Raw genomic sequence first — 25254 nt, 5'->3', positions numbered from 1 at the left:
TCATAGGCATAAACGGGCGCGACGCAACACCCCCCGTTACAAAACGGAAGGTAGCGTCCTGCCAGTGGACAGGTGGCGTCAGCGCCGGGTTTTGGAGCCCAGCAGCGATCCCAGAATGCCGCGCGTCAGTTCACGCGCAATCGAGCGGGCCGTACTTTTGGCCATGGTCTGGACGACGCCGTCGCGCTTGCCCCCGCGCGGGCCGGTCGATCCGAACAGTACGTCTTTCAAGCTGCCCATCAAGCCGCCGTCAGAGGATTCGGCGGGCGCCTCGCCTTTGGATTCCGTCGGCGTGCCGCTGGCGGCATCCGCCGGCACGGCGGCGCGTCCCGCCAGGATTTCGTAGGCGGATTCCCGGTCAACCGCCTTTTCGTACTTGGCGGCCATCGGGCTGCCCTGGCGCAACGCCAGACGCTCGACGTCCGTCGCGGGGCCAATACGGCTGGCCGGCGGCATCACGTAGGCGCGCTCCGTCGGCATGGGGCGGCCCTTGGCGTCCAGCAATGAAATCAGCGCCTCGCCCACCCCTAGTTCAGTAATGGCCGCTTCGATGTCCAGGCCCGGATTCGGGCGCATCGTCTGCGCGGCGGTCTTGACGGCCTTCTGGTCGCGCGGGGTGAAAGCCCGCAAGGCATGCTGGATGCGGTTACCCAGTTGCCCCAACACGGTGTCGGGAATGTCCAGCGGATTCTGGGTCACAAAATAAACACCCACGCCCTTGGACCGCACCAGGCGCACCACCTGTTCGATCTTGTTCAGCAGCGCGGGCGGCGCGTCGTTGAACAGCAGGTGCGCCTCATCGAAAAAGAAAACCAGCTTGGGCTGGTCCATGTCGCCCACTTCGGGCAGCTTTTCATAGAGGTCGGCCAAGAGCCACAGCAGGAAAATGGCGTACAGCCGCGGCGCCTGCATCAGTTTGTCGGCGGCCAGCACGTTGACCATGCCGCGCCCCTGGGCATCGGTGCGCATCAGGTCGCCCACGTCCAGCATGGGTTCGCCGAAGAATTGCTCGGCGCCCTGCGATTCCAGCGCCAGCAAGCCGCGCTGGATGGCGCCCACGCTGGCCGAGGACACATTGCCGTAGCGGGTCTTGAGCTCGGCCGAACGGTCCGCCACGTTTTGCAGCATGGCGCGCAGGTCTTTCAGGTCAAGCAGCAGTTGGCCTTCGTCGTCGGCCACCTTGAATACCAGGGTCAGGACCCCTTCCTGCGTATCGTTCAGTTCCAGGACGCGCGACAGCAGCAGTGGCCCCATATCGGTAATGGTGGCCCGCACCGGCAGGCCCTGCTCACCGAAGACGTCCCAGAGCGTGACCGGGCTGGCGCCCCATGCGGGTTCGTCAAGGCCCAGGCTTTTCAGCCGCTCGACCAGTTTGGGGCTGGCCAACCCAGCTTGCGATATACCGGTCAGGTCGCCCTTCACGTCGGCCATGAACACCGGCGTGCCGATGCGTGAAAACGATTCGGCCAGCACTTGCAGGGTGACGGTCTTGCCGGTGCCCGTGGCCCCGGTAATGCACCCGTGCCGGTTGGCCAACGCGGGTAACAGGGCCAGTTCGGTCTGCGCATTCTTGGCAATGACGATGGGATTAGGCATGGGCAACGCTCCGGACCAGGAAGCCAAAAGGATGGCCAAGTGTAGAGCCTGCCGTAGTGCTTGTGCGCGTGGCAATATCGACACAGGCGGGGCTACGTCGGGGCGCTATGGCCGTCGGCACGGTAAAATGCCTTTTTTTGCAGACAAATTCTCCTGGGAAGCCATGGCCGGACACAGCAAATGGGCCAATATCCAGCACCGCAAAGGGCGTCAAGACGCCAAGCGCGGGAAGCTTTGGACCAAGATCATTCGTGAAATCACCGTGGCGGCGCGCGCCGGCGGCCCCGACCCGGACAGCAACCCCCGCTTGCGCATGGCCTGGGACAAGGCCACTGACGCCAACATGCCCAAGGACAACATCCAGCGCGCCATCCAGCGTGGCGCGGGCGGCGCCGACGGCGACGCCTACGAGGAAGTCCGCTACGAAGGCTACGGCATCGGCGGCGCGGCGGTCATCGTTGACTGCATGACCGACAACCGCACCCGCACCGTGGCGGAAGTCCGCCACGCCTTCGCCAAGAACGGCGGCAACCTGGGCCAGGAAGGCTCGGTGGCCTTCATGTTCAAGCATTGCGGCCAGTTCGTATTCGCGCCCGGCACCGCTGAAGACAAAGTGATGGAAGCCGCGCTCGATGCCGGCGCCGAAGACGTAACGACCGACGAAGAAGGCGTGATCGAAGTCGTTTGCGCGCCGGCCGACTACGCCGCCGTGCGCAAGGCTTTCGACGAAGCCGGTTTGAAAGCCGAAGTTGACGGCATCGTCATGAAGGCGCTGAACGAAACCGAACTGGCTGGCGAAGACGCCATCAAGATGCAGAAACTGCTCGACGCCCTGGAAGGCCTGGACGACGTGCAGGAAGTCTATACCACCGTCATTTTCGACGAAGCGCAGTAAATCCCACGGTTCCAGCACGTTGACGGCCCGTCCGCCAGCGCGCTGGAATATGAATCGGCCCCGGGCTGTCCCGGGTCCGTCGCCTTCTCCACGGGCTAGAGTGGCAACCTTCAGAATCACGCAACATGAAACTCCTGGTAATTGGCTCGGGCGGCCGCGAACATGCCCTCGCCTGGCGGCTGGCCCGCTCCCCGCGCGTACACAAGGTGTTTGTCGCTCCGGGTAACGGCGGCACGCAACGGGCCGAGCAGATGGAAAACATCGCGCTCACCAATGCCGAGGAGCTGGCCGATTTCGTCCAGCGCGAAGGAATCGCCCTGACGGTCGTTGGGCCGGAAGCGCCGCTGGCCTCGGGCGTGGTGGACGTGTTCCGCGCGCGCGGCCTGAAAATCTTCGGCCCCACCAAGGCCGCCGCGCAACTGGAAAGCTCGAAGGACTACGCCAAGGCCTTCATGGTCCGGCACAACATCCCGACCGCGCGCTACGCCACCTTCACCGACCCGGTTCAGGCGCATGCCTATATTGACCAGGAAGGCGCCCCCATCGTGATCAAGGCCGACGGCCTGGCCGCCGGCAAGGGTGTTGTGGTTGCGGCCACGCTGGAAGAAGCGCATGCCGCCGTTGACGCCATGCTGGGCGACGGCTCGATGGGCGCCGCGGGCGCTCGCGTCGTCATCGAAGAATGCCTGGTGGGCGAAGAAGCCAGCTTCATCGTCATGTGCGACGGCCGCAACGTGCTGGCGTTGGCTACCAGCCAAGACCACAAGCGCCTGCAAGACGGCGACCAGGGTCCGAACACCGGCGGCATGGGCGCCTATTCGCCCGCGCCGATCGTCACGCCCGAACTGCACCACCGCATCATGCGCGAAATCATCCTGCCGACGGTGCAGGGCATGACGCGCGACGGCATTCCCTACACCGGCTTCCTGTACGCCGGCCTGATGATCGCCCCGGGCGACGATCCCGACCGCGAGATCAAGACGCTGGAATTCAACTGCCGCATGGGTGATCCGGAAACGCAGCCCATCATGATGCGCGTCAAGAGCGACCTGCTGGACGCGCTTGAGCACGCCGTGGACGGCACGCTGAACCAGGCCGACATCGTCTGGGACCGCCGCACCGCGCTGGGCGTAGTGCTGGCGTCGCACAATTACCCCAACACGCCACGCACCGGCGACGTCATCCGCGGCCTGCCCGCCGACGCCGAAGACTGCATGGTCTTCCATGCCGCCACCGAACGGGATGGTGAAGATACCAAGACAACCGGCGGCCGCGTGCTGTGCGTCACGGCCTTGGGCGACTCGGTCAAGATGGCTCGCGACCGCGTGTACGAAGCCATCGACGGCATCCATTTCGATGGCCGCCAGTACCGCAGCGACATCGGCTGGCGCGCGCTCAAGCCCTCGCAACAAAAGCCGAAGTCCAACGCGTAACCCCGGAAAGCGCTGATGAACGCCTTGCCCGTTGCCTCCGTCCGCGATTACCTCACCGGCTTGCAGGCGCGTATTGTCCAAGCGCTGGAAGCGGCGGAAGGCGGCCCCTTCCGCGCCGATGAATGGGTACGTCCGGAAGGCGGCGGCGGGCTGTCGCGGCTGCTGGAAGGCGGCAAGCTGTTCGAGCGCGCGGGCGTACTGTTCAGCCACGTCAAGGGCACCAAGCTGCCCCCGTCGGCCAGCGCCCACCGGCCCGAGCTTGCCGGCCGCGCCTGGGAAGCCATGGGCGTGTCCATGGTGCTGCACCCGCGCAACCCCTACGTGCCCACCACGCACATGAATGTGCGCATGTTCGTGGCGACGGCCCGCCCCGGGCATGATGAAGCCGACGTCTTCTGGTTCGGTGGCGGCATAGACCTCACGCCCTACTACCCTTTCGAAGACGACGCCCGGCATTTCCATACGGTCTGCCGCGACGCGCTGGCCAGCCACGGCCCTGAGTACTATCCGCGCTACAAACGCTGGTGCGATGAGTACTTCTTCCTGAAGCACCGCAACGAAACGCGCGGCATCGGCGGCGTCTTCTTTGACGACCTGAACGCACCCGGCTTTGACGCCTCGTTCGCGCTGACCCGCTCTGTGGGCGACGCATTCCTGGACAGCTATCTGCCCATCGTCGAACGCCGCCGCGACATGGCTTACACCGAGCGCGAACGCGACTTCCAGGCGTACCGCCGTGGCCGCTATGTTGAATTCAATCTGGTTTTCGACCGTGGCACGCTGTTCGGCCTGCAATCCGGTGGCCGCACCGAATCCATCCTGCTGTCGATGCCACCCTTGGCGCAATGGCGCTACGACTGGCAGCCCGAAGCGGGCACGCCGGAAGCCGAGCTTGCCGCCTACCTGACGCCGCGAGATTGGGTTTGAAGCGCATCGGTCTGCTGGGCGGCAGCTTTGACCCCGTCCACGTCGCCCATGTCGCGCTGGCAAAAAGCGCGTTGGACACGCTGGATCTCGCCGCCGTGGAGCTCATTCCCGCCGGCAACCCGTGGCAGCGAGCAGCTTTGCACGCCACGGGCGAACAACGCCGTGACATGCTGGAACTGGCCATTGCCGGGCACGACGGCCTGGTCGTCAACCCCGTCGAAATCGAACGCGACGGCCCCACTTACACCATCGACACGCTGCGCGGCCTGCCCCAGGGTGCGCGATATGTCTGGCTGCTGGGGGCCGACCAACTCGCCAACTTTTGCACCTGGCGCAATTGGCGCGACATCGCCAGCCTGGTGGATCTGGCCGTGGCCACCCGCCCTGGCACCCCGCTCTTGCCGCCCACGGAACTGACCACCTGGCTGCAAGACCAGGGCCACAGCCTGGAAGAATTGCCCTTTGCCCCCATGGCGGTGTCCGCTTCGGACATCCGTAGGCGGCTGGCCGCGGGTGAATCCACCGACGGCCTGTTGGCCCCGCCCGTCGCCGCCTACATTGCGGCGCACCAACTTTACCGATAAACCCACACCCGCCCGGCGCCGAAAGCGCCACGGAGCCGGCATCCGCCGTCCGTCCGCGGGTTATATTTGCAGCTATGGATATAACGAAACTCCAACGCGCCGTCATCGATGCCCTCGAAGACGTCAAGGCGCAAGACATCAAGGTCTACAACACCACGCATCTGACAAGCTTGTTCGATCGCGTCGTGATTGCCAGCGCCACCTCCAACCGCCAAACCCGAGCCCTCGCCTCCAGCGTGGCCGACCGCGGCCGTGCCCTTGAACTGACCGGCATCACCATCGAAGGCGAGGACACCGGTGAATGGGTCGTCGTCGACCTCGGTGACGTCGTCGTGCACATCATGCAACCCGCCATCCGCCAGTACTACAACCTGGAAGAGATCTGGGGCGGCAAACCGGTGCGTGTAAAGCTGCTGCCGGAATCGACCCGGGCAGCGCCGATCCCCGCCGACAACGGCTACGACGACGCCGAAGCCTGAGTTCTTGCCGTGAAGCTGATTGTTGCGGCAGTGGGCACGCGAATGCCGGACTGGGTAGAGACTGCCTGGGCCGACTACGCCAAACGCCTGCCCGCCGATTGCGCGCTGGAACTGCGCGAGATCAAGCCGGAACCGCGCACAACCGGCAAGACGCCCGCCCAGATGATGGCGGCGGAAGCCAAACGCATTGAAGCCGCCTTACCCGCCGGCGCGCTGCGGCTGGCGCTGGACGAACGCGGCCGCGACCTGACAACCATGGCCTTGTCGCAAAAGCTCGAACAGTGGCGCGCGGGCGGCCAGGACGTGGCTTTTCTGGTGGGCGGCCCGGATGGCCTGGACGCCGACCTGAAGGCCTCGTGCAGCGGGCAGCTGCGCTTGTCGTCGCTGACCTTGCCGCATCCCATGGTCCGCGTGGTGTTGGCCGAACAGCTCTATCGCGCCTGGGCCATCATGACCAATCACCCCTACCACCGCGCCTGACCGCAGCCAGGGCGGCGCCCCACTCGATTCCGCATGCCTCACACCGCCGCCCCTGACGCTTCCCCCGCTCGCCTTTACCTGGCCTCGGCCAGCCCTCGGCGGCGTGAACTGCTGACTCAGATCGGCCTTGTCCACACCGTCCTGCTGGTGCCATCGCCTCCCGGCGAAGACGAGCCTCAACACGAAGGCGAAAGCGCCGCCGACTACGTGCAACGCACGGCGCGCGACAAAGCGCTGCGGGGCCGCGACTGGATGCGCGTCCACAATCTGCCTGATCTGCCCCTGTTGGCCGCCGACACGACCGTCATTTTGAATGGCACGGTCCTGGGCAAGCCTGCCGACCGCGCGGACGCTGTGCGCATCTTGCGTGCCTTGTCCGGACAGGCGCATGAAGTCCGAACCGCCGTCGCAGTCTGCACGGGCGATCAGCTACTGGAAGCGGTGTCAGTCACCGACGTCCACATGCGCGACTTGAGCGACGACGAAATCGGCCGCTACTGCGATAGCGGTGAACCCTTCGGCAAGGCAGGCGCCTATGGCATCCAGGGCTTGGCCGGTACGTTCATTTCGCGCATTGCCGGCAGCTATACCGGCGTGATGGGCCTGCCGCTATTCGAAACGTCGAATCTGCTGCGAGCGGCAGGCATCGAGATTCCTTGAACAGCGTGGTGACACGCCCTGTCGTGTCATGCCCCGTAGTGTCACGCCCGTAATGACACGCCCATAAGAAAATCCCCCGAGATCGTCGTGACCCGGGGGATTTTTTCATTCAAGGAAGCACCTTCGGACGTTTACACCACCGTGTGGCCCAGCGTCGGCTGCGCGTCGTGCGCGGGCGCTTCAGAAGCCGGCACGACAGGCGCCAACTGCCCCTCCAGCGCGGCGTGCAACTGCTCCTGATCCAGCTCCCCTTCCCAGCGAGCAACCACGACCGCGGCGGTGGCGTTGCCGACCAGGTTGGTCAAGGCGCGGCATTCCGACATGAAGCGGTCCACGCCCAAGATCAGCGTCATCCCCGCGATGGGCACCGAGGGCACCACCGACAAGGTGGCGGCCAGGGTAATGAAACCAGCGCCCGTGACCCCCGCGGCCCCCTTGGAACTGAGCATCGCGACAGCCAGCAGCAAGATCTGGTCGCCCAGCGACAGGGGAATGTCACACGCCTGCGCGATGAACAGCGCGGCCATTGTCATATAGATGTTGGTACCGTCCAGGTTGAACGAGTATCCCGTGGGCACCACCAGGCCAACCACCGACTTCGAACACCCGGCGCGTTCCATCTTCTGCATCAGCGTGGGCAACGCGGCTTCCGATGAACTCGTGCCCAGCACCAACAACAATTCTTCGCGGATGTAGCGCACCAGTTTCAGGATCGAAAAACCGTTGTAGCGGGCGACCAGACCCAGCACCACCACCACGAACAGCACCGACGTGGCGTAGAAGGTGCCCACCAGCATGGCCAGGTTCACGACCGACTTGATGCCGTACTTGCCGATGGTGAACGCCATCGCGCCGAACGCGCCGATGGGGGCCGCCTTCATCAGGATCGCAACCAGCTTGAAGATCGGCTGGGCCAGCGCGGTCATGAAGCTCAGAATCGGCTTGCCGCGCTCGCCCACCATGGCAAGCGCGATACCAAACAGCACCGCCACGAACAGCACCTGCAGAATATCTCCGCCCACGAACGGACTGAAGATCGTCGTCGGGATGATGTTCATCAGGAAGCCGGTGATGGTCGAGTCGTGCGCCTTGGCCACGAAGCTGGCCACGGCCTTCTGATCCAGAGTGCTGGGGTCGATGTGCATCCCCGCGCCCGGCTGGACGATATGGCTGACGACCATGCCTACGATCAGGGCCAGTGTCGAAAAAGTCAGGAAGTACAGCATTGCCTTGCCGGCCACGCGCCCGACCTTTTTCAAGTCGCTCATGCCGGCAATGCCGGACGCCACGGTCAGGAAGATCACCGGCGCGATGATCATCTTCACCAGCTTGATGAAGGCATCGCCCAACGGCTGCATCTGCTGGCCGAGTTCGGGCTTGAACGCGCCCAGCAGCACCCCAATCACGATGGCGAAAATCACCTGCACATACAGGATTTGATAGAACTTCAGCTTGCGCACGGGTGCGCTCTGATCTACGTCGATCATCGGGTTTTGTCCCCACCAATGCCCCTTGCCCCACGCGGTTGAGCGCAGCGGGCGACAGGGCGTTTTCTGTTTTATGGCATTGCGTTGTGGTCGCATGCCGATTTCACCGCGCGCGGATACGGCTCGGCTTAGCCCTGTATATGCAAGACCCGTGCCAGGTGAGCTTGGTGCAAGCGGAATACGACAAACCATTGATATTGCAGTGGTTTTACTTCCCTCGCGCGGATCTCCAGGTGCATTAATGGCGGGAAGCCGCACACAACTGAGCTAGAATGTGCGGAAGTCCGCACACCATGTCCAACTCCCAACCCTCTTCCTCCGCCGAGCGTTCAGACGCAACCTCTTCCACGCTCGCCTCGCGACACGCTCCGCGCTCGTGGCGTGCGCGCGCATTGGGCATCTTGGTCGCGGTCGGCATCGTTGTCGGGGTCCTGCATGTGGCCACGGAGTGGGCCCGCGACAACGCCATCAAGAGCGCGACCGCCCAGGCACGCAGCGCTGGCCAGATCAACGCCGCCCTGCTGCGCAATAACCTCGACAAATTCCGGGCCCTGCCCTTCGTCTTGACACGAGATGTGGACGTGCGCGCGGCGCTACAGGGCGCGTCGACCGCCCAGATCGAATCCCTGGACGACAAACTCGACACGCTGACTCGTGGCGTCGGCGCCTCCGCCATCTATCTACTGGACAAGACGGGGCTGGCAATCGCCGCCAGTAATTGGCGCGAACCCGCCACGTTTGTCGGGGTCGACTATCAATTTCGCCCCTACTTCCAAGGCGCCGTCGCCAACGGCTACGCAGAGCATTTCGCCTTGGGAACGGTCAGCCATGAAGCCGGCTTATATTTGTCGCGCCGCGTGGACGATGCCAACGGCGCCATGTTGGGCGTGATCGTGTTGAAAGTGGATTTTCGCGGCCTGGAGTCAGACTGGCGGCAATCCGCCGCGCCCATCTTTGTCACCGACGAGCATGGCGTGGTGTTGCTGGGCAGCGTAGCGGCCTGGCGTTTCGACGTCTTGGCGCCTCTGGCGCCCGACCTGGCGCAAACCTTGCGCACCAGCCTTCAGTTTGGCGATGCACCCTTTCAACCTTTGCCCCTGACGCCGCCGTTATCCCTGGGCAGCACCGGTCAATTGGTGCAGGCCAACCACGCCTTGCCACAGATTCCCAACGGGGCGCCGCTGCTGCACACCACCTTGCCCATCGCGGAGTCTCCGGGCTGGACGTTGCATTTACTGTCGCCCGTCCAAACGGCCGTGAACCAGGCCACCGCCAACGCGCAATTGGCCGCCTTGCTGTTGCAGGGCCTTCTGGCGGCTGCAATCGGCATCGTGCTGTATCGGCGCCATCGCAACCGCGAACGGGCCGGCCTGCAGGCCGCCATCCAGGCGCAATTGGCCGCGTTGGTCGGTGAACGCACTGGCCAACTGCGCGAGCTCAATGAGCAACTGATGGACGAAATGGACGAACGGCAACGCGCCGAGGCGCGCCTGCATACGATGCAGGACGAACTGGTGCAAGCCAGCAAGCTGGCCTTGCTGGGACAGGTTGCCGCCGGGGTTGCCCACGAGATCAACCAGCCCGTCGCGGCGATCCGAGCCTACGCTGACAACGCCACGGAATTCCTGCGCCGCCACGACGCGGAGGCCGCCAAAGAGAATTTGGGCACCATCGCCACACTGACCGAACGTATTGGCCATATCACGGGCGAATTGCGCGCATTTTCACGCAAAGCCGGTGCGTCGATAGGCCCCACCAGTCTCAACGAGGCCTTGGACGGGGCCTTGTTGTTGATTGGCCCACGCGCGCGCAGGCAGGGCGTTGCACTGGAACGGCCGCCGGCTGACCAAGATGTACTCGTCCGCGCCGACCGCATCCGCTTGGAGCAGGTCTTGGTGAATTTGCTACAAAACGCGATGGAAGCGTTGGAAGGCGTTTCCGATGGCCGGGTCATCGTCGCCTTGCAAGACCTCGGCACAACCGTGCGGCTTTACGTGAACGACAACGGCCCCGGGCTGTCGACCGACGCACGGGCTCGTCTGTTCACCCCTTTTTATACGACGAAGCCGGAAGGCCTGGGCTTGGGCCTGGTCATTTGCCGCGATATCGTCGCCGAATTCGGCGGCGACCTGCACGCGAGCCATCCAGGTGAGCTCGGTATTCCGACAACTCAAGGCGCCCAATGCGGCGCCGTGTTCATCCTTACATTGCGCAAGGCAGACGCCGGCCACGGCGCTCAGGCCATTTCTTTTCACCATGATCCAAAGCCCTGACACCTTTCCGTATGCGGGTCCAGCACTGGACGATCGCGCACCTGCAGCGCCCCATGTCGTTTTCATCGACGACGACGAAGACCTGCGTCGGGCAAACGTGCAAACCCTTAGATTGCAAGGCATGACCGTCGACGCATACGGAACCGCGCGTTCCGCACTTCCGGCCTTGCACCGCGACTTCGACGGGGTGGTCGTGACCGATATCCGCATGCCGGACATCGATGGCCTGCAACTGTTCAATCGGTTGCGTGGCATCGACCCGGAACTGCCGGTCATCCTTATCACTGGCCACGGCGATATCGCTACCGCGGTCCAATGCATGCGCGAGGGCGCCTATGACTTCCTGGCCAAGCCCTATGCGCCCGACCGGCTCACCACCGCCATCCTGCACGCGGCAGAAAAGCGCCGTCTGGTACTGGAGAACCGCCGCCTGCGCGACGCCGCGTTTGCAGTGCAAGCCGATGAAGTGCCCTTCATCGGCGCCACCCCCGCCATGCAGCGCATCAAGGAAACCCTCCGCCACATTGCGGATGCGGATGTCGATGTGCTGGTCGAGGGCGAAACGGGAACCGGCAAGGAGGTCGTGGCAACGGCGCTTCATCGGCTCAGTCGCCGCCGCCATCGTGAATTGGTCGCCATTAATTGCGGCGCGTTGCCAGAAACCGTCATTGAAAGCGAGCTATTTGGTCACGAGGCCGGTGCATTTACCGGCGCGCAAAAAAAGCGTGTCGGCCGGATCGAACATGCCAGCGGGGGAACCTTGTTCCTGGACGAAATCGAGAGCATGCCGCTCGCGGTGCAAGTGAAACTGCTGCGCGTACTCGAATCGCGCCAGATCACCCCGCTGGGCAGCAACGAAGTGCGCAACCTGGATCTGCGCGTCGTGGCCGCCACCAAAGAAGATCTGGGTAGCCCAGCCATCCGGACCAAGTTTCGCGAAGACCTGTTCTACAGGCTCAACGTGGTCACCATCCGCATCCCACCCTTGCGCGAACGCCGGGACGACATCCCTCTGTTATTCGCGCATTATCTTGGGCACGCATCGCGTCGATTTCATCGCGACATCCCGGAGATGCCTCCCGCCATCAATCAGCACGTCATGACGCACGACTGGCCAGGCAATGTGAGGGAACTTGCCCACTTCGCCGAGCGCGTAGTGCTGGGCGTGCTGAATATGCCGGAATCCGGAACGGGCCCTCAAACGCACGAAGCTCTCAGCCTGCCAGAACGCATGGAGAGTTTGGAAGCGCAATTGATCCGCGATGCACTTGCCGCCAACCGAGGCGACCTCAAGACCACACTTGAAACGCTGGGCATCCCACGCAAGACCTTCTACGACAAACTCCAGCGCCACGGTATCGATCGTCAGCAATATCTGGCCAATTCGTAATCGAATGGCGGCGACATCAAACAAAAACGCCTCGCGGCATGAGCCGCGAGGCGTTTTCAATTAATCAGTATCGCAAAGGTCAAATCTTCGGTCTCAATCTAAAATTTCAAACCTAATATCAAGACCCAAAAATAAAACCCAAAAACAAAACCCCACAGGATCACCTGTGGGGTTTTGCGCAATAAAAGCCTGACGATGACCTACTTTCACAGACGTCCGTCCACTATCATCGGCGCGAAGGCGTTTCACTGTCCTGTTCGGGATGGGAAGGAGTGGTACCACCTTGCTATGGTCGTCAGGCGTAACGGGTTGAGCGGCTGCGGGTTAGCGCAACGGCTCCAATCTTGGAAGAAACACAACGTGTGGGTGATCAGAGGCAAACTCGATGATCACGCACAAGGGGTATGTAATTGGTGTTGGCTGGCTGCTGACGGTGCAGCCAGATTTTGTATTGAACGACACTTGGAACGCTATATCACCAGGTCAATAACCATCAGTGTTATAGGATCAAGCCTCACGAGCAATTAGTATCGGTTAGCTTAACGCATTACTGCGCTTCCACACCCGACCTATCAACGTCCTGGTCTCGAACGACTCTTTAGGGGGATCAAGTCCCCGGGATACCTAATCTTCAGACGAGTTTCCCGCTTAGATGCCTTCAGCGGTTATCTCTTCCGTACTTAGCTACCCGGCAATGCCATTGGCATGACAACCGGTACACCAGAGGTACGTCCACTCCGGTCCTCTCGTACTAGGAGCAGGCTCCGTCAAGTATCCAACGCCCACGGCAGATAGGGACCAAACTGTCTCACGACGTTTTAAACCCAGCTCACGTACCTCTTTAAATGGCGAACAGCCATACCCTTGGGACCGGCTACAGCCCCAGGATGAGATGAGCCGACATCGAGGTGCCAAACACCGCCGTCGATATGAACTCTTGGGCGGTATCAGCCTGTTATCCCCAGAGTACCTTTTATCCGTTGAGCGATGGCCCTTCCATTCAGAACCACCGGATCACTATGTCCTGCTTTCGCACCTGTTCGACTTGTCAGTCTCACAGTCAAGCACGCTTATGCCATTGCACTATCAGCACGATTTCCGACCGTACCTAGCGTACCTTCGAACTCCTCCGTTACACTTTGGGAGGAGACCGCCCCAGTCAAACTGCCCACCATGCACTGTCCCCGATCCGGATAACGGACCAAGGTTAGAACCGCAAACAAACCAGGGTGGTATTTCAAGGATGGCTCCACGTGATCTAGCGACCACGCTTCAAAGCCTCCCACCTATCCTACACAGGCCGGTTCACAGATCAATGCAAAGCTACAGTAAAGGTTCATGGGGTCTTTCCGTCTAGCCGCGGGTAGATTGCATCATCACAAACACTTCAACTTCGCTGAGTCTCAGGAGGAGACAGTGTGGCCATCGTTACGCCATTCGTGCAGGTCGGAACTTACCCGACAAGGAATTTCGCTACCTTAGGACCGTTATAGTTACGGCCGCCGTTTACCGGGGCTTCGATCAAGAGCTTGCACCCCATCACTTAACCTTCCGGCACCGGGCAGGCGTCACACCCTATACGTCGACTTTCGTCTTTGCAGAGTGCTGTGTTTTTAATAAACAGTCGCAGCCACCGATTCTCTGCGACCCCATCATGCTAAGCGCGCAGGCGCTTCACACTACCGGGGTATACCTTCTCCCGAAGTTACGGTATCAATTTGCCGAGTTCCTTCTCCTGAGTTCTCTCAAGCGCCTTGGAATATTCATCCCGTCCACCTGTGTCGGTTTGCGGTACGGTCTCGCACAGCTGAAGCTTAGAGGCTTTTCTTGGAACCACTTCCAATCACTTCGCAAGCAATGCTCGCTCGTGCCATACCCTTGATTTACGCGCCCGGATTTGCCTAAGCGCCATCTTCGATACAGCAACAGGGACATCCAACACCCTGATGATCTTCCGCGATCCGTCCCCCCATCGCACTGTACGACGGTACTGGAATATTAACCAGTTTCCCATCAGCTACGCATCTCTGCCTCGCCTTAGGGGCCGACTCACCCTGCGCCGATGAACGTTGCGCAGGAAACCTTGGACTTACGGCGAGGGGGCTTTTCACCCCCTTTATCGCTACTCATGTCAGCATTCGCACTTCTGATACCTCCAGCAGCCTTTACAAGCCACCTTCGCAGGCTTACAGAACGCTCTCCTACCGCGTGCACTAAAAGTGCACACCCGCAGCTTCGGTTTATCGCTTAGCCCCGTTACATCTTCCGCGCAGGACGACTCGATCAGTGAGCTATTACGCTTTCTTTAAAGGATGGCTGCTTCTAAGCCAACCTCCTGACTGTCTATGCCTTCCCACTTCGTTTCCCACTTAGCGATAATTCGGGACCTTAGCTGGCGGTCTGGGTTGTTTCCCTCTTGAGTCCGGACGTTAGCACCCGGTGCTCTGTCTCCCAAGCTGTACTTGCGGGTATTCGGAGTTTGCCATAGTTTGGTAAGTCGCCATGACCCCCTAGCTATAACAGTGCTCTACCCCCCGCAGTAATACTTGAGGCACTACCTAAATAGTTTTCGGAGAGAACCAGCTATTTCCAGATTTGTTTAGCCTTTCACCCCTATCCACAGCTCATCCCCTAATTTTTCAACATTAGTGGGTTCGGTCCTCCAGCACGTGTTACCGTGCCTTCAACCTGGCCATGGATAGATCATCTGGTTTCGGGTCTACACCCAGCGACTGAATCGCCCTATTCGGACTCGCTTTCGCTACGGCTTCCCTATTCGGTTAACCTTGCCACTGAATGTAAGTCGCTGACCCATTATACAAAAGGTACGCAGTCACCCCACAAGGAGGCTCCTACTGTTTGTATGCATACGGTTTCAGGATCTATTTCACTCCCCTTCCGGGGTTCTTTTCGCCTTTCCCTCACGGTACTGGTTCACTATCGGTCGATCACGAGTATTTAGCCTTGGAGGATGGTCCCCCCATCTTCAAACAGGATTTCACGTGTCCCGCCCTACTTGTCTTACGCTTAGTTCCACACACAAGATTTCATCTACAGGGCTATCACCTGCTACGGCCGGACTTTCCATTCCGTTCGACTATCTTGCGTGCTAAAACGTAAAGGCTCTTCCGATTTCGCTCGCCACTACTTTCGGAATCTCGGTTGATTTCTTTTCCTCGAGCTACTGAGATGTTTCAGTTCACCCGGTTCGCTTCCACTAGCCTATGTATTCAGCTAGGGATACCGCATTGCTGCGGTGGGTTTCCCCATTCGGACATCTACGGATCAAAGCTTGTTTGCCAGCTCCCCGTAGCTTTTCGCAGGCTACTACGTCCTTCATCGCCTGTGATCGCCAAGGCATCCACCATATGCACTTAGTCGCTTGATCCTATAACGCTGTAGGCTATAGGACCTGAGTATTAGCGTTTGTGCCGTTCATAAGTTTCAAAGCAGTCTGAGGTTATTCACCTCAGCCTTGAGAACTTGGAACAAAATAATGCAATCACAACCCGTACTTATTTTCTTCGGCTTGCGCCGAGTACTTAATAAGTACATTTCGTTGTGCTTCTTCCAGATTGTTAAAGAACGAATATAGCTGTTGAGTAAAACCCAACGCATAGCGCTGCAAGCAGCGCTATGCGTTAACTTCTACGCCAGGCCAATCAATATTGACCCCAGCTACAAAAAACAACCGATAAGAGTGGACGCTTAACACGAGCACTTAAGCTCTGAAAGGAGGTGATCCAGCCGCACCTTCCGATACGGCTACCTTGTTACGACTTCACCCCAGTCATGAATCCTACCGTGGTAATCGCCCCCCTTACGGTTAGGCTAACTACTTCTGGTAAAACCCACTCCCATGGTGTGACGGGCGGTGTGTACAAGACCCGGGAACGTATTCACCGCGACATGCTGATCCGCGATTACTAGCGATTCCGACTTCACGCAGTCGAGTTGCAGACTGCGATCCGGACTACGATCGGGTTTCTGGGATTGGCTCCCCCTCGCGGGTTGGCGACCCTCTGTCCCGACCATTGTATGACGTGTGAAGCCCTACCCATAAGGGCCATGAGGACTTGACGTCATCCCCACCTTCCTCCGGTTTGTCACCGGCAGTCTCATTAGAGTGCCCTTTCGTAGCAACTAATGACAAGGGTTGCGCTCGTTGCGGGACTTAACCCAACATCTCACGACACGAGCTGACGACAGCCATGCAGCACCTGTGTTCCGGTTCTCTTGCGAGCACTTCCAAATCTCTTCGGAATTCCAGACATGTCAAGGGTAGGTAAGGTTTTTCGCGTTGCATCGAATTAATCCACATCATCCACCGCTTGTGCGGGTCCCCGTCAATTCCTTTGAGTTTTAATCTTGCGACCGTACTCCCCAGGCGGTCAACTTCACGCGTTAGCTGCGCTACCAAGGCCCGAAGGCCCCAACAGCTAGTTGACATCGTTTAGGGCGTGGACTACCAGGGTATCTAATCCTGTTTGCTCCCCACGCTTTCGTGCATGAGCGTCAGTGTTATCCCAGGAGGCTGCCTTCGCCATCGGTGTTCCTCCGCATATCTACGCATTTCACTGCTACACGCGGAATTCCACCTCCCTCTGACACACTCTAGCTCGGTAGTTAAAAATGCAGTTCCAAAGTTAAGCTCTGGGATTTCACATCTTTCTTTCCGAACCGCCTGCGCACGCTTTACGCCCAGTAATTCCGATTAACGCTTGCACCCTACGTATTACCGCGGCTGCTGGCACGTAGTTAGCCGGTGCTTATTCTGCAGGTACCGTCAGTTTCACGGGGTATTAGCCCATGACGTTTCTTTCCTGCCAAAAGTGCTTTACAACCCGAAGGCCTTCATCGCACACGCGGGATGGCTGGATCAGGGTTTCCCCCATTGTCCAAAATTCCCCACTGCTGCCTCCCGTAGGAGTCTGGGCCGTGTCTCAGTCCCAGTGTGGCTGGTCGTCCTCTCAAACCAGCTACGGATCGTCGCCTTGGTGAGCCGTTACCCCACCAACTAGCTAATCCGATATCGGCCGCTCTAATAGTGCAAGGTCTTGCGATCCCCTGCTTTCCCCCGTAGGGCGTATGCGGTATTAGCTACGCTTTCGCGTAGTTATCCCCCGCTACTAGGCACGTTCCGATACATTACTCACCCGTTCGCCACTCGCCACCAGACCGAAGTCCGTGCTGCCGTTCGACTTGCATGTGTAAGGCATCCCGCTAGCGTTCAATCTGAGCCAGGATCAAACTCTTCAGTTTAATCTCTGTATTTGTTTCGTATTCTTGGTCCGAATAAATCCGAACCAGGTCATACGTCGCTACTCAAAGGAAGTGAGGTATGTTCTTAAACTTGACGTCTAAGGTACTTCACTTCTAGTGAGCACTTGATTTCATTGTGCTTGTAAAGCAAGCCAAGGTTTGACCCCAGACCTGAATCACAGTGCATCGCATCAAGCGCCCACACTTATCGGTTGTTTAATTGTTAAAGAGCGGTACTGCTAAATTCTGTACTACCAACTTCTTGCTACCTACTGAACTCGCCAGCTTCGCTGCGGCTTTCGCCTTGCGTCGCTTGCTGTTTTCAGCAGCAGAGAGGCGAGATTATGAAGAAGTTTTTATCGCTTGTCAAGTCAGCTTCGTTCGCTTTCGCGCCACCGCTTTCTTGCTTGCGACCTCTTCAGATCACCCCCCCTTAGCAGCTATCGAAACATCAGAACACCCATTCGGGTTAACCCTAAGTTTTCGGCAACTGCCAAGCCTGAAACTATAACACAACTTTTGCAGATTATGCAACCGGCTCTTGCCTAATTTGCATCCTATCTTGCAACCCCGCCGCTCGCTTACGCTTTGCGTTGGCTCTGGAATCCAGAGGTTGGTTACTGAACCAGGTGGCTCGCAATATTTATCCGGGTAAACCCTGAATCAACATCACCAGCCAAGCCCAAGACTATAGCACGATTTTTGCAGATTGCGCAACTGGCTTTTGCCTGATTTGCTGCAATCCTTGCAATAACCGCTTGGCTGCCGGCATAACTATCTGCTGGCTGCTTTGCGGCAGGCCGGGGAAGGTTTCCTTGCGGATCGCTTGCCGGTTGACCTGTTGCGCTTGCTTGGCTTCGCGATTCAAAAACTGCCTGAACTGCGAAGGAGCGAGACTATAGCACAAGTTTTACGCCTGTCATCGCGGGGAAGCAAAACTCTGGGCTGAGCCTGCGTCTGACGCCTTCTTTCGCCCCTCCCCTCTATATATAGAGCGCGCGGCGTCATCAAAACGCCTTCTATATATAGCGAGACAGAGGAGCCGATGACCATTGAGGAACCGCTACACCGCTACCACCGCAGGTAGTCGGCATTGCGCATGCGCTCCAGTTGGCGTTGAACCGTGCTTTCGTGGACCAGCCACTCTGGCACGCCCATGTCTTTCATGATGTGCGGATCCATATCAGCGGCGAGATTGCGCAGGCGAGACTGAAGACGCCATTGGCAATACGCCGCCCACAACAGGCTAAGCAGTCCGGCCTGGCGCGGGGCAGCCATGACATGCTGCGGGGCTGAAGCGGCGGCGGGGAAGGAATAGAGAGTAGAAATTTGGGCAGACATGAGCGCCTCCTTGTGATGTTCGACGTTTTGGTAAGCGTAATCGCCCAAATCAACCCTGAAAATCCAATTGTTTTCCGCTTATTGGTCAGTTACGCTAACCGAACGTTTTTTGCCTTGGATAGCTCACCATGCGCTTGCCTTTGAATACCCTGCCCGCCTTTCGTGCGGTGGCCGAACTGCAGAATCTGCGCGCGGCGGCCGAGCGGCTGCACTTGACGCACAGCGCGGTCAGCCAGCAGATCAAAGGGCTGGAAGAGCAATTGGGCTTTCCGCTGTTTGAGCGCAGCGGACGAGGCATCGTCTTGAACAGTGCGGGCGCGGCGCTGCTGTGCAGCGTGCAGAGCGCGCTGGCGCTGTTGGATGAGGGCGTCATGGCGGCGGCGGCGTCAGCCACCGGGAGTGAGCAGCGGCTGAGGGTGTCGGTGTTGCCCTCGTTCGCGCAGCGTTGGTTGTTGCCTCGCATGGCTCGCTGGCGCACGCGCAATCCGGGGCTTGCACTAGAGATAGAAACGTCTCAGCAAGTTGTCGATTTGGTACGCGACGGCTTTCATGCTGCCTTGCGGTTTGGACGCGGCCCATGGGCGGGCGTGGAGTCTGAGCCGCTGTTCGACATGCCCTTGCCATTGATCGCTTTAGCCTCGCCGGAGACCGCCGCCGCACTTGAAGACGATCGTGCCGAAACGCTGGCTCGCCAGCCGCTCCTGGGCGAACGGGAAATGTGGCAGCACTGGTTCAACGCGGCGGGGTTGCGCACGCCCGTTACACCGGTCGCCACGTTCAACGATGCCGGCATGATGTTGCAAGCCGCCGAGCAAGGACTGGGCATTACGCTGGGCCGCGAGCTGCTTGCCGCGGACGCACTGTGTGCCGGGCGCCTGGTGCGCGTGTCGCCCATGAGCGTGCACTATGAGCAAGCGCAGACTTACCATCTGGTTTATCCGCCGAGCCTGCGGGACTGGGCGCCACTGGTTGCGCTGAAGCAATGGCTGCATGACGAGTTGGAGCTGTCGCGCTGCGCGCTTGTCACGCAGCAGCAGCAGCAGCAGCAGCAGCAGCAGCAGCAGCAGCAGCAGCAGCAGCAGCAACACCCCGCCGACTAAAGCGCGCTCAGGCCGCCTTGCGGGCCGAGGACTTGGCCGGCAGCATGGAATCCGTTTCGTTGAAACGCTGATGCCATGAAAACGCCTCTTCCAGAAGATGCGGCGTTTGCCCGCCACGTTCGCACGCGCGGTCAAAATAATCTTGCAAGGCGGCGCGGTAGGACGGATGCACGCAATGCCGGATGATGGCGCGAGCGCGCTCGCGAGGCGCCAACCCGCGCAGGTCAGCCAGGCCACATTCGGTGACCAGCACATCAACGTCGTGCTCGGTATGGTCCACATGCGACACCATCGGCACCACGCTGGAAATGTCGCCGTTCTTGGCCATGGACTTGGAAACGAAGATTGCCAGATGGGCATTGCGCGCAAAATCGCCGGAGCCGCCGATGCCGTTCATCATGTGCGTGCCGCCCACATGCGTGGAATTCACGTTGCCGTAGATATCGAACTCCAAAGCCGTATTGATCGCGATGACCCCCAGGCGACGGACGACTTCAGGCGCGTTGCTGATTTCCTGCGGGCGCAGCACGATGCGTTCGCGGTAGTGCTCCATGTTGGCCAGGATCTTGTCGTACACCGGTTTGGACACGGTGATGGACGAGGCCGACGCGAACGCCAGCTTGCCTTGGTCCAGCAATTCGATGGCGCTGTCTTGCAGCACTTCGGAATACATGGTCAGCGCGTCGAAGTCTGACGATTCAAAACCATGCAGCACGGCGTTGGCGATGGTGCCAATGCCTGCCTGCAGCGGCAGCAGCGCATTGGTCAGGCGACCGGCATCCACTTCGCCCCGCAAAAACGTATTGATGTGGCCGGCAATGGCGTTGGTGTCTTCGTCCGGCGGCAGGGCGTTGGACGGGCTGTCGGGTTCGTGCGTGATGACGATTGCCGCGATCTTGTCAGGGTCGACCTGAATGAAAGGCTGGCCGATACGTTGGTCCACCGACATCAGACCGATGGGCTGGCGCGCCGGGCGCTCGGCCGGCACATAAATGTCGTGCAACCCTTCGATGGCGGCGGGCACGCCGACGTTCAGCTCGATGATGATCTTGTGGGCCTGCTGCGCGAACGACGCCGAATTGCCCACGGACATCGTGGGCACAATCGCGCCGGTTTCCGTGATGGCGGCGGCTTCGATGATAGCCACGTTGATCGGTCCGATATGGCCGGCCCGCAACTGCTCCACCGTTTCAGACAGGTGCTGATCAATGAAAGCGATCTCGCCCTGGTTGATCTTGCGTCGCAACGTCGTGTCGACCTGGAACGGCATGCGGCGCGCCAGTGCATTCGCCTGGGCCAGCATCTTGTCCGTATCGTGACCTAGCGACGCGCCGGTGATCAGCGTGATCGACAGCGGCTCGCGTTCCGCGCGGCTGGCCAGCGCCGCCGGCACGGACTTACAGTCGCCCGCACGGGTGAACCCGCTCATGCCCACGGTCATGCCGTCCTGAATCAACAATGCCGCCTGGTCGGCGGACGTGATCTTGGCGAGCAGGCCAGGATGGCGAATACGGTCGAGATGCATGGTGTCTCCAGATTTAAAGGCCAACGGCTCGCGGCCGGGCGTGGCGATACCGTCCAAGCACCCGGACACCGTCTGACGCGGCGTTTCCCGATATCCCGCCGCAGACGTATTACGCCCGCGCCGGAAGAATTTTCCGCAGTATAGAAACGCGCGCTTGAATCTCGTAATGACTTAAAATCATCCAATCCAGTCGTTTTTTTCATAGTTTGAATTGCCTTCATGCGCATCGCGCCACAGGGAACCCGCCGCCATGGACGTGCGCGCATTGCGGTATTTCGTTGAAACCGTCAGGCATGCCAGCTTCACGCAGGCGGCCAAGACGCTGTTCGTGACGCAGTCCACGGTCAGCAAAATGATTCGCCAATTGGAAGATGAGGCCGGAACGCCGCTGCTGATTCGCGACGGCCACACCGCCCGGCCCACCGACACCGGGCGCGTCATGTACCAGCGCGGGCTGCAAGTGCTGGAGACCATGCGCCAACTCAGCGAAGAAATGCGCCAGACGGCCGACTTGCGGCGCGGGGCGCTGGAGGTTGGCATTCCGCCCATGATCAACCTGCTGTTCACGCCGGTGGTGAAGCGCTTTCGCGAACTGCATCCCGGCATTCATCTGACGCTGCGCGAGGGCACCGGCCAAGCGGTTGAAGGCCTGGTCGCCAGCGGTGAACTGGAAGTCGGCGCCACCATCCTGCCCATTGCGCCCGACGGTGGATTGGCCGCGCAGCCGTTCGGCAACTACCCCATCTGGGTAATCGGGCCGCCCGACGCGCCGTGGGCCGGCAAGACGTCTCTGCCCTTGAGTGCCCTGCGCGACGCGCGCCTGCTGATTCCCACCGACGACTTCGCCATCACCCGCCGCTTGCGCCAGGCCTTTGCCGACGCAGGCTTTCAACCCGGCATCGCCGCCCAAAGCGCGCACTGGGACTTTCTGGTGGCGATGGCGTCCGCCGGCCTGGGCGTGGCGCTGCTGCCCGAACCCCTGATGCAGCGCATGAAGACGCGCGGCTTAAGCACCGCCAAGCTGGCGAAGTCGGGGATGCAATGGGAGGTGGGGCATATCTGGCTGCAATCGGGCTACCTGTCGTACGCCGCGCGGGCGTGGCTGGACGTCTGCGATGCGGTGTTGGGCAAACCGAAAAAAGCGGTGCCAAGGGGTACGCCGGCGCAGTCGAGTTGATTCCAAACGTTGGGCTCGTAAAGAGGGATTGCGCGCCGCACGCCAGGCAAAATGCCACCCAACCGCTGAAACTGATCCGCCCCTGTTTTTAGCCCTGAAGGCGGTCTGCTTGCCGGCTATCAAGAGCGGGCGATATACCGGGGACAAAGCACTATTTTTGTTGCAACGGGCAAAGCAAGGCCTTGGTATGCTGCCGCCTCGACGCGAGTATCTCGCCCCCGGAAAATGACCTACACCGCCCCCCTCCTGCTCTTCTGCAAGCGCCGTTCGCGCATGCCCGCTTTCGCGGCGCTGATCGCGGCGATGCTGCTGGCGTTCTGCCTGATGCCCGCCTTTGCGGCGCCACCTCAGAACCCGGCGGAATTCGAAACGCAGTTGGCCGCTGCCCGCAAGCAGATCGACGACATGCGCAAGCGTGTCGCCGACGAAACCGATGACGCCACACTGGTCAAGCAACGTGGCGACGCGCTCGACATCCAGTCCAAGGCCGACGCGGTCAGCGAGGCGTTGACCCCGCAATTGGCCAGTGTGACCGCCCGGTTGAGCGAACTGGGTGCGGCGCCGGAAGGCGCCAAGGAAGCGCCCGACGTGGCGGCCCAGCGCGCGCAGTTGGAAAAAAACAGCCGTGCGCTGGATGCGCAGATCAAGCTGGCCCGGCTGTTGTCGGTGGACGCGGGCCAGACTGCCGAACAGATTTCGGCACAGCGGCGCACGCAATTTCAGGCGCGCCTGGGCGAACGCCGCGATTCATTCCTGTCGGGCCAGTTCTGGACCGAATTCCAGGAAGAGTTTCCGCGCGACCTCGAGCGCCTGGAAGCCTTGGGCGATGACCTGGCGACCGCCGTCGGCCAAACGCCGAAGTGGGGCTGGTTGTTGCTGGCGGGCGCCGCCGCGCTGACCATCGCGCTGCGCATCTGGATCGGCCGGTTGATCCTTCGTCTGACAGCCACCCGCGTGCCGCCCGGCCGGCTGCGCCGCTCGTTCCTGGCCGTGGCGCAAGTGATGCTGTCGGTGGCGACGCCCGGCATCATCGCCTTGCTGATCCACACCGGCCTGGATTGGGATTCGCAACTGTCCGACAACACCGTGTCGTTGCTGGCAACCCTGGTGGCCACCGTCTGTTTCGGCGGCTTCGTCTCGGGCCTTGGCAATGCGCTGCTGTCCCGGCGGCGCCCCTCGTGGCGCTTGCCACCCATCAGCAATGCCGCGGCCACGCGGCTGCAATGGCTGCCGAATCTGCTGGGCACGCTGGTGGTGATGATCTGGCTGGCTGAACGCCTGCCTGTGTTGCTCAATGCCAGCCTGACCACGACGATCACGCTGACCGGCATTGTTGCCGCGTTAATCATGGCGGCCATGAGCGCCGTGCTGGTGATTGGCCGTCGCCTGCGGCAGAAGCTGATCCAGGAAACCGAGGCGCCCGCGCCCTTCTGGATTTCGCTGCTGTTGGGCATCCTCTGGGCGGTGCTGGTCTTGAGCCTGGCATGCTTGCTGGCGGGCTATGTCGCGTTCGGCGCCTTCCTGGTCAAGCAGGCGTTGTGGGTGCTGATCGTGCTGGCCTCCGCCTACCTGGTGGCGATACTGATCGAAGATGGATTCAGCACGCTGTTGGGCACGACGCACCGCGAAGGAGAACGTGAAGGCGCCAGCCTGCGCGACCAGGCGGCCGTGCTGCTTTCCGGCGTGGGCCGCGTGTTGGTCGCTTTGTTGGCCATCATCTTGCTGCTGGCCCCGTTTGGCGAAGGCCCGATGGACCTGGTGCAGCGCTTTGACCAACTGCACAAGGGCTTGTCGATCGGCGAAGCGCAGATCCGCCCCGGCGCGGTGCTGCAAGCGCTGTTGGTGTTGGCCTTGTCGCTGCTCAGCGTCAAATTGCTCAAGCGCTGGTTGTCGAATCGTTATCTGCCCACCACGGAACTGGATCCGGGCATGCAGCTATCCGCCGCCACCTTGTTTGGCTATGCGGGCTTTGTGATTGCTTTTGCGCTGTCGTTGTCCGCCGCCGGCATCGGCCTGGAGCGCGTGGCGTGGATCGCCAGCGCCCTATCGGTGGGTATCGGTTTCGGCTTGCAAGCCGTGGTGCAGAACTTCGTGTCGGGCCTGATCCTGTTGGCCGAACGGCCGGTCAAGGTGGGCGACTGGGTGTCGCTGGGCGGCGTCGAAGGCGACATCCTGCGCATCAACGTGCGCGCCACCGAAATCCAGATGGGCGACCGCTCTACCGTGATCGTGCCGAACTCGGAATTCGTGACAAAGACCGTGCGCAACGTGACGCATTCGAATCCGCTGGGGCTGGTGCAGATCAAGCTGCCGATGCCGCTGTCGACCGACGCCGAAGCGGTGCGAGAACTGATCCTGCAAGCCTTCACCGACCATGAGGACGTGCTGGAGACCCCCGCCCCCAACGTGTTTTTGGACGGCATTGAAAACGGGCATCTGATTTTCAACGCCAGGGGCTACGTCTCGTCGCCGCGCGCCGCCTACGGGGTACGCAGCGCCCTGCTGTTCACCGTCCTCAAGCGCTTGCATGAGGCCGGGCTGGAAGTGTCTTCGCCGCCCACGATGTTGCTGTCGTCGCCCTCGCCGTTCAGCACCGAGCAGGAGACCAAGGGAGTGGCGCCGCCGCCCACGGCGTAGGCGCCGCC

17 protein-coding genes and 3 rRNA genes are annotated in these 25254 nt (G+C 60.7%); 12 read left to right on the top strand and 8 right to left on the bottom strand.

Annotated features, from left to right (window positions below; translation table 11 throughout):
- Nucleotides 1–78 precede the first annotated feature (78 nt).
- The gene (locus CVS48_RS14355; RefSeq protein ID WP_100855032.1) at nt 79–1596 is read right to left on the bottom strand and encodes a helicase HerA-like C-terminal domain-containing protein; all 1518 of its coding nucleotides are present in this window, start codon (nt 1594–1596) and stop codon (nt 79–81) included.
- A gap of 163 nt (nt 1597–1759) precedes the next feature.
- Between CVS48_RS14355 and CVS48_RS14350 the strand changes: the two genes are divergently transcribed.
- From CVS48_RS14350 to CVS48_RS14320, 7 genes are all read left to right on the top strand, one after another.
- Entirely contained in the window at nt 1760–2491 is a 732-nt protein-coding gene (locus CVS48_RS14350) for a YebC/PmpR family DNA-binding transcriptional regulator (protein ID WP_050449096.1), read from the top strand.
- A 125-nt stretch (nt 2492–2616) separates the two neighbouring features.
- Nucleotides 2617–3924 carry a phosphoribosylamine--glycine ligase gene (gene purD / locus CVS48_RS14345; protein WP_100855031.1) on the top strand — a complete coding sequence of 436 codons (1308 nt, stop codon included), beginning with the start codon at nt 2617–2619 and terminating at the stop codon, nt 3922–3924.
- Nucleotides 3925–3939: 15 nt separating this feature from the next.
- Complete coding sequence (gene hemF / locus CVS48_RS14340; protein ID WP_100855030.1) at nt 3940–4851, top strand: oxygen-dependent coproporphyrinogen oxidase; 912 nt, start codon at nt 3940–3942, stop codon at nt 4849–4851.
- On the top strand, nt 4848–5435 hold the full coding sequence (nadD, locus tag CVS48_RS14335) for a nicotinate (nicotinamide) nucleotide adenylyltransferase (protein ID WP_100857661.1): 588 nt from the start codon (nt 4848–4850) through the stop codon (nt 5433–5435). The genes hemF and nadD overlap by 4 nt, the downstream gene beginning before the upstream one ends.
- Nucleotides 5436–5509: 74 nt before the next feature.
- A complete protein-coding gene (gene rsfS / locus CVS48_RS14330; RefSeq protein ID WP_100855029.1) occupies nt 5510–5914 on the top strand; it encodes a ribosome silencing factor in 405 nt (134 codons plus the stop codon).
- A 9-nt stretch (nt 5915–5923) separates the two neighbouring features.
- Nucleotides 5924–6394 (top strand): 23S rRNA (pseudouridine(1915)-N(3))-methyltransferase RlmH, encoded by a 471-nt coding sequence (gene rlmH, locus CVS48_RS14325; RefSeq protein WP_050449060.1) that lies wholly within the window; start codon nt 5924–5926, stop codon nt 6392–6394.
- 33 nt (nt 6395–6427) lie between these two features.
- A complete protein-coding gene (locus CVS48_RS14320; RefSeq protein ID WP_100855028.1) occupies nt 6428–7054 on the top strand; it encodes a Maf family protein in 627 nt (208 codons plus the stop codon).
- A gap of 131 nt (nt 7055–7185) precedes the next feature.
- On the opposite strand, the gene CVS48_RS14315 is transcribed toward CVS48_RS14320, so the two are convergent.
- Nucleotides 7186–8541, bottom strand: coding sequence for a dicarboxylate/amino acid:cation symporter (locus tag CVS48_RS14315; RefSeq protein WP_100855027.1), 1356 nt, complete (start codon nt 8539–8541; stop codon nt 7186–7188).
- A 293-nt stretch (nt 8542–8834) separates the two neighbouring features.
- Between CVS48_RS14315 and CVS48_RS14310 the strand changes: the two genes are divergently transcribed.
- A complete protein-coding gene (locus tag CVS48_RS14310) occupies nt 8835–10814 on the top strand; it encodes a sensor histidine kinase (RefSeq protein ID WP_100855026.1) in 1980 nt (659 codons plus the stop codon).
- Nucleotides 10798–12204 (top strand): sigma-54-dependent transcriptional regulator, encoded by a 1407-nt coding sequence (locus CVS48_RS14305; RefSeq protein ID WP_100855025.1) that lies wholly within the window; start codon nt 10798–10800, stop codon nt 12202–12204. The genes CVS48_RS14310 and CVS48_RS14305 overlap by 17 nt, the downstream gene beginning before the upstream one ends.
- A 187-nt stretch (nt 12205–12391) precedes the next feature.
- Here the strand turns inward: CVS48_RS14305 and rrf are convergent.
- The 5 genes from rrf to CVS48_RS14280 all read right to left on the bottom strand — a co-directional run bounded on the left by rrf (nt 12392) and on the right by CVS48_RS14280 (nt 18807).
- A 5S ribosomal RNA gene (gene rrf, locus CVS48_RS14300) occupies nt 12392–12504 on the bottom strand.
- A 203-nt stretch (nt 12505–12707) separates the two neighbouring features.
- Nucleotides 12708–15592: ribosomal RNA gene (locus CVS48_RS14295) — 23S ribosomal RNA — on the bottom strand.
- 343 nt (nt 15593–15935) lie between these two features.
- Nucleotides 15936–17466: ribosomal RNA gene (locus tag CVS48_RS14290) — 16S ribosomal RNA — on the bottom strand.
- The 16S, 23S and 5S rRNA genes sit together here, the layout of an rRNA operon.
- 688 nt (nt 17467–18154) lie before the next feature.
- Nucleotides 18155–18334 (bottom strand): hypothetical protein, encoded by a 180-nt coding sequence (locus tag CVS48_RS14285; protein ID WP_126376175.1) that lies wholly within the window; start codon nt 18332–18334, stop codon nt 18155–18157.
- A gap of 203 nt (nt 18335–18537) precedes the next feature.
- Nucleotides 18538–18807: an isoleucyl-tRNA synthetase gene (locus CVS48_RS14280; protein ID WP_242001281.1), complete on the bottom strand. Its 270-nt coding sequence runs from the start codon at nt 18805–18807 to the stop codon at nt 18538–18540.
- A 128-nt stretch (nt 18808–18935) separates the two neighbouring features.
- On the opposite strand from CVS48_RS14280, the gene CVS48_RS14275 reads away from it, so the two are divergent.
- A complete protein-coding gene (locus CVS48_RS14275; RefSeq protein WP_242001282.1) occupies nt 18936–19907 on the top strand; it encodes a LysR substrate-binding domain-containing protein in 972 nt (323 codons plus the stop codon).
- 7 nt (nt 19908–19914) lie between these two features.
- On the opposite strand, the gene CVS48_RS14270 is transcribed toward CVS48_RS14275, so the two are convergent.
- Entirely contained in the window at nt 19915–21432 is a 1518-nt protein-coding gene (locus tag CVS48_RS14270) for an acetyl-CoA hydrolase/transferase family protein (RefSeq protein WP_100855023.1), read from the bottom strand.
- 250 nt (nt 21433–21682) lie between these two features.
- Here CVS48_RS14270 and CVS48_RS14265 point away from each other — a divergent pair, with 250 nt between their 5' ends.
- Nucleotides 21683–22609, top strand: coding sequence for a LysR family transcriptional regulator (locus CVS48_RS14265; protein WP_100855022.1), 927 nt, complete (start codon nt 21683–21685; stop codon nt 22607–22609).
- Nucleotides 22610–22834: 225 nt separating this feature from the next.
- Complete coding sequence (locus CVS48_RS14260) at nt 22835–25246, top strand: DUF3772 domain-containing protein (protein WP_100855021.1); 2412 nt, start codon at nt 22835–22837, stop codon at nt 25244–25246.
- Nucleotides 25247–25254: the final 8 nt, after the last annotated feature.

It is taken from the genome of Achromobacter spanius (assembly GCF_002812705.1).
Taxonomy (GTDB): domain Bacteria; phylum Pseudomonadota; class Gammaproteobacteria; order Burkholderiales; family Burkholderiaceae_B; genus Achromobacter; species Achromobacter spanius.
The sequence above is the reverse complement of the archived record's forward strand: the minus strand, read 5'-3'. Positions and strand labels throughout refer to the sequence as shown.

Coding starts and splice junctions, on each gene's coding strand:
- CVS48_RS14315 (WP_100855027.1), bottom strand. CDS start 8,541: ATGATCGACGTAGATCAGAGCGCACCCGTGCGCAAGCTGAAGTTCTAT.
- CVS48_RS14320 (WP_100855028.1), top strand. CDS start 6,428: ATGCCTCACACCGCCGCCCCTGACGCTTCCCCCGCTCGCCTTTACCTG.
- CVS48_RS14350 (WP_050449096.1), top strand. CDS start 1,760: ATGGCCGGACACAGCAAATGGGCCAATATCCAGCACCGCAAAGGGCGT.
- hemF (WP_100855030.1), top strand. CDS start 3,940: ATGAACGCCTTGCCCGTTGCCTCCGTCCGCGATTACCTCACCGGCTTG.
- CVS48_RS14275 (WP_242001282.1), top strand. CDS start 18,936: ATGCGCTTGCCTTTGAATACCCTGCCCGCCTTTCGTGCGGTGGCCGAA.
- purD (WP_100855031.1), top strand. CDS start 2,617: ATGAAACTCCTGGTAATTGGCTCGGGCGGCCGCGAACATGCCCTCGCC.
- CVS48_RS14270 (WP_100855023.1), bottom strand. CDS start 21,432: ATGCATCTCGACCGTATTCGCCATCCTGGCCTGCTCGCCAAGATCACG.
- CVS48_RS14305 (WP_100855025.1), top strand. CDS start 10,798: ATGATCCAAAGCCCTGACACCTTTCCGTATGCGGGTCCAGCACTGGAC.
- CVS48_RS14260 (WP_100855021.1), top strand. CDS start 22,835: ATGACCTACACCGCCCCCCTCCTGCTCTTCTGCAAGCGCCGTTCGCGC.
- CVS48_RS14355 (WP_100855032.1), bottom strand. CDS start 1,596: ATGCCTAATCCCATCGTCATTGCCAAGAATGCGCAGACCGAACTGGCC.
- CVS48_RS14310 (WP_100855026.1), top strand. CDS start 8,835: ATGTCCAACTCCCAACCCTCTTCCTCCGCCGAGCGTTCAGACGCAACC.
- CVS48_RS14265 (WP_100855022.1), top strand. CDS start 21,683: ATGGACGTGCGCGCATTGCGGTATTTCGTTGAAACCGTCAGGCATGCC.
- CVS48_RS14280 (WP_242001281.1), bottom strand. CDS start 18,807: ATGTCTGCCCAAATTTCTACTCTCTATTCCTTCCCCGCCGCCGCTTCA.
- rsfS (WP_100855029.1), top strand. CDS start 5,510: ATGGATATAACGAAACTCCAACGCGCCGTCATCGATGCCCTCGAAGAC.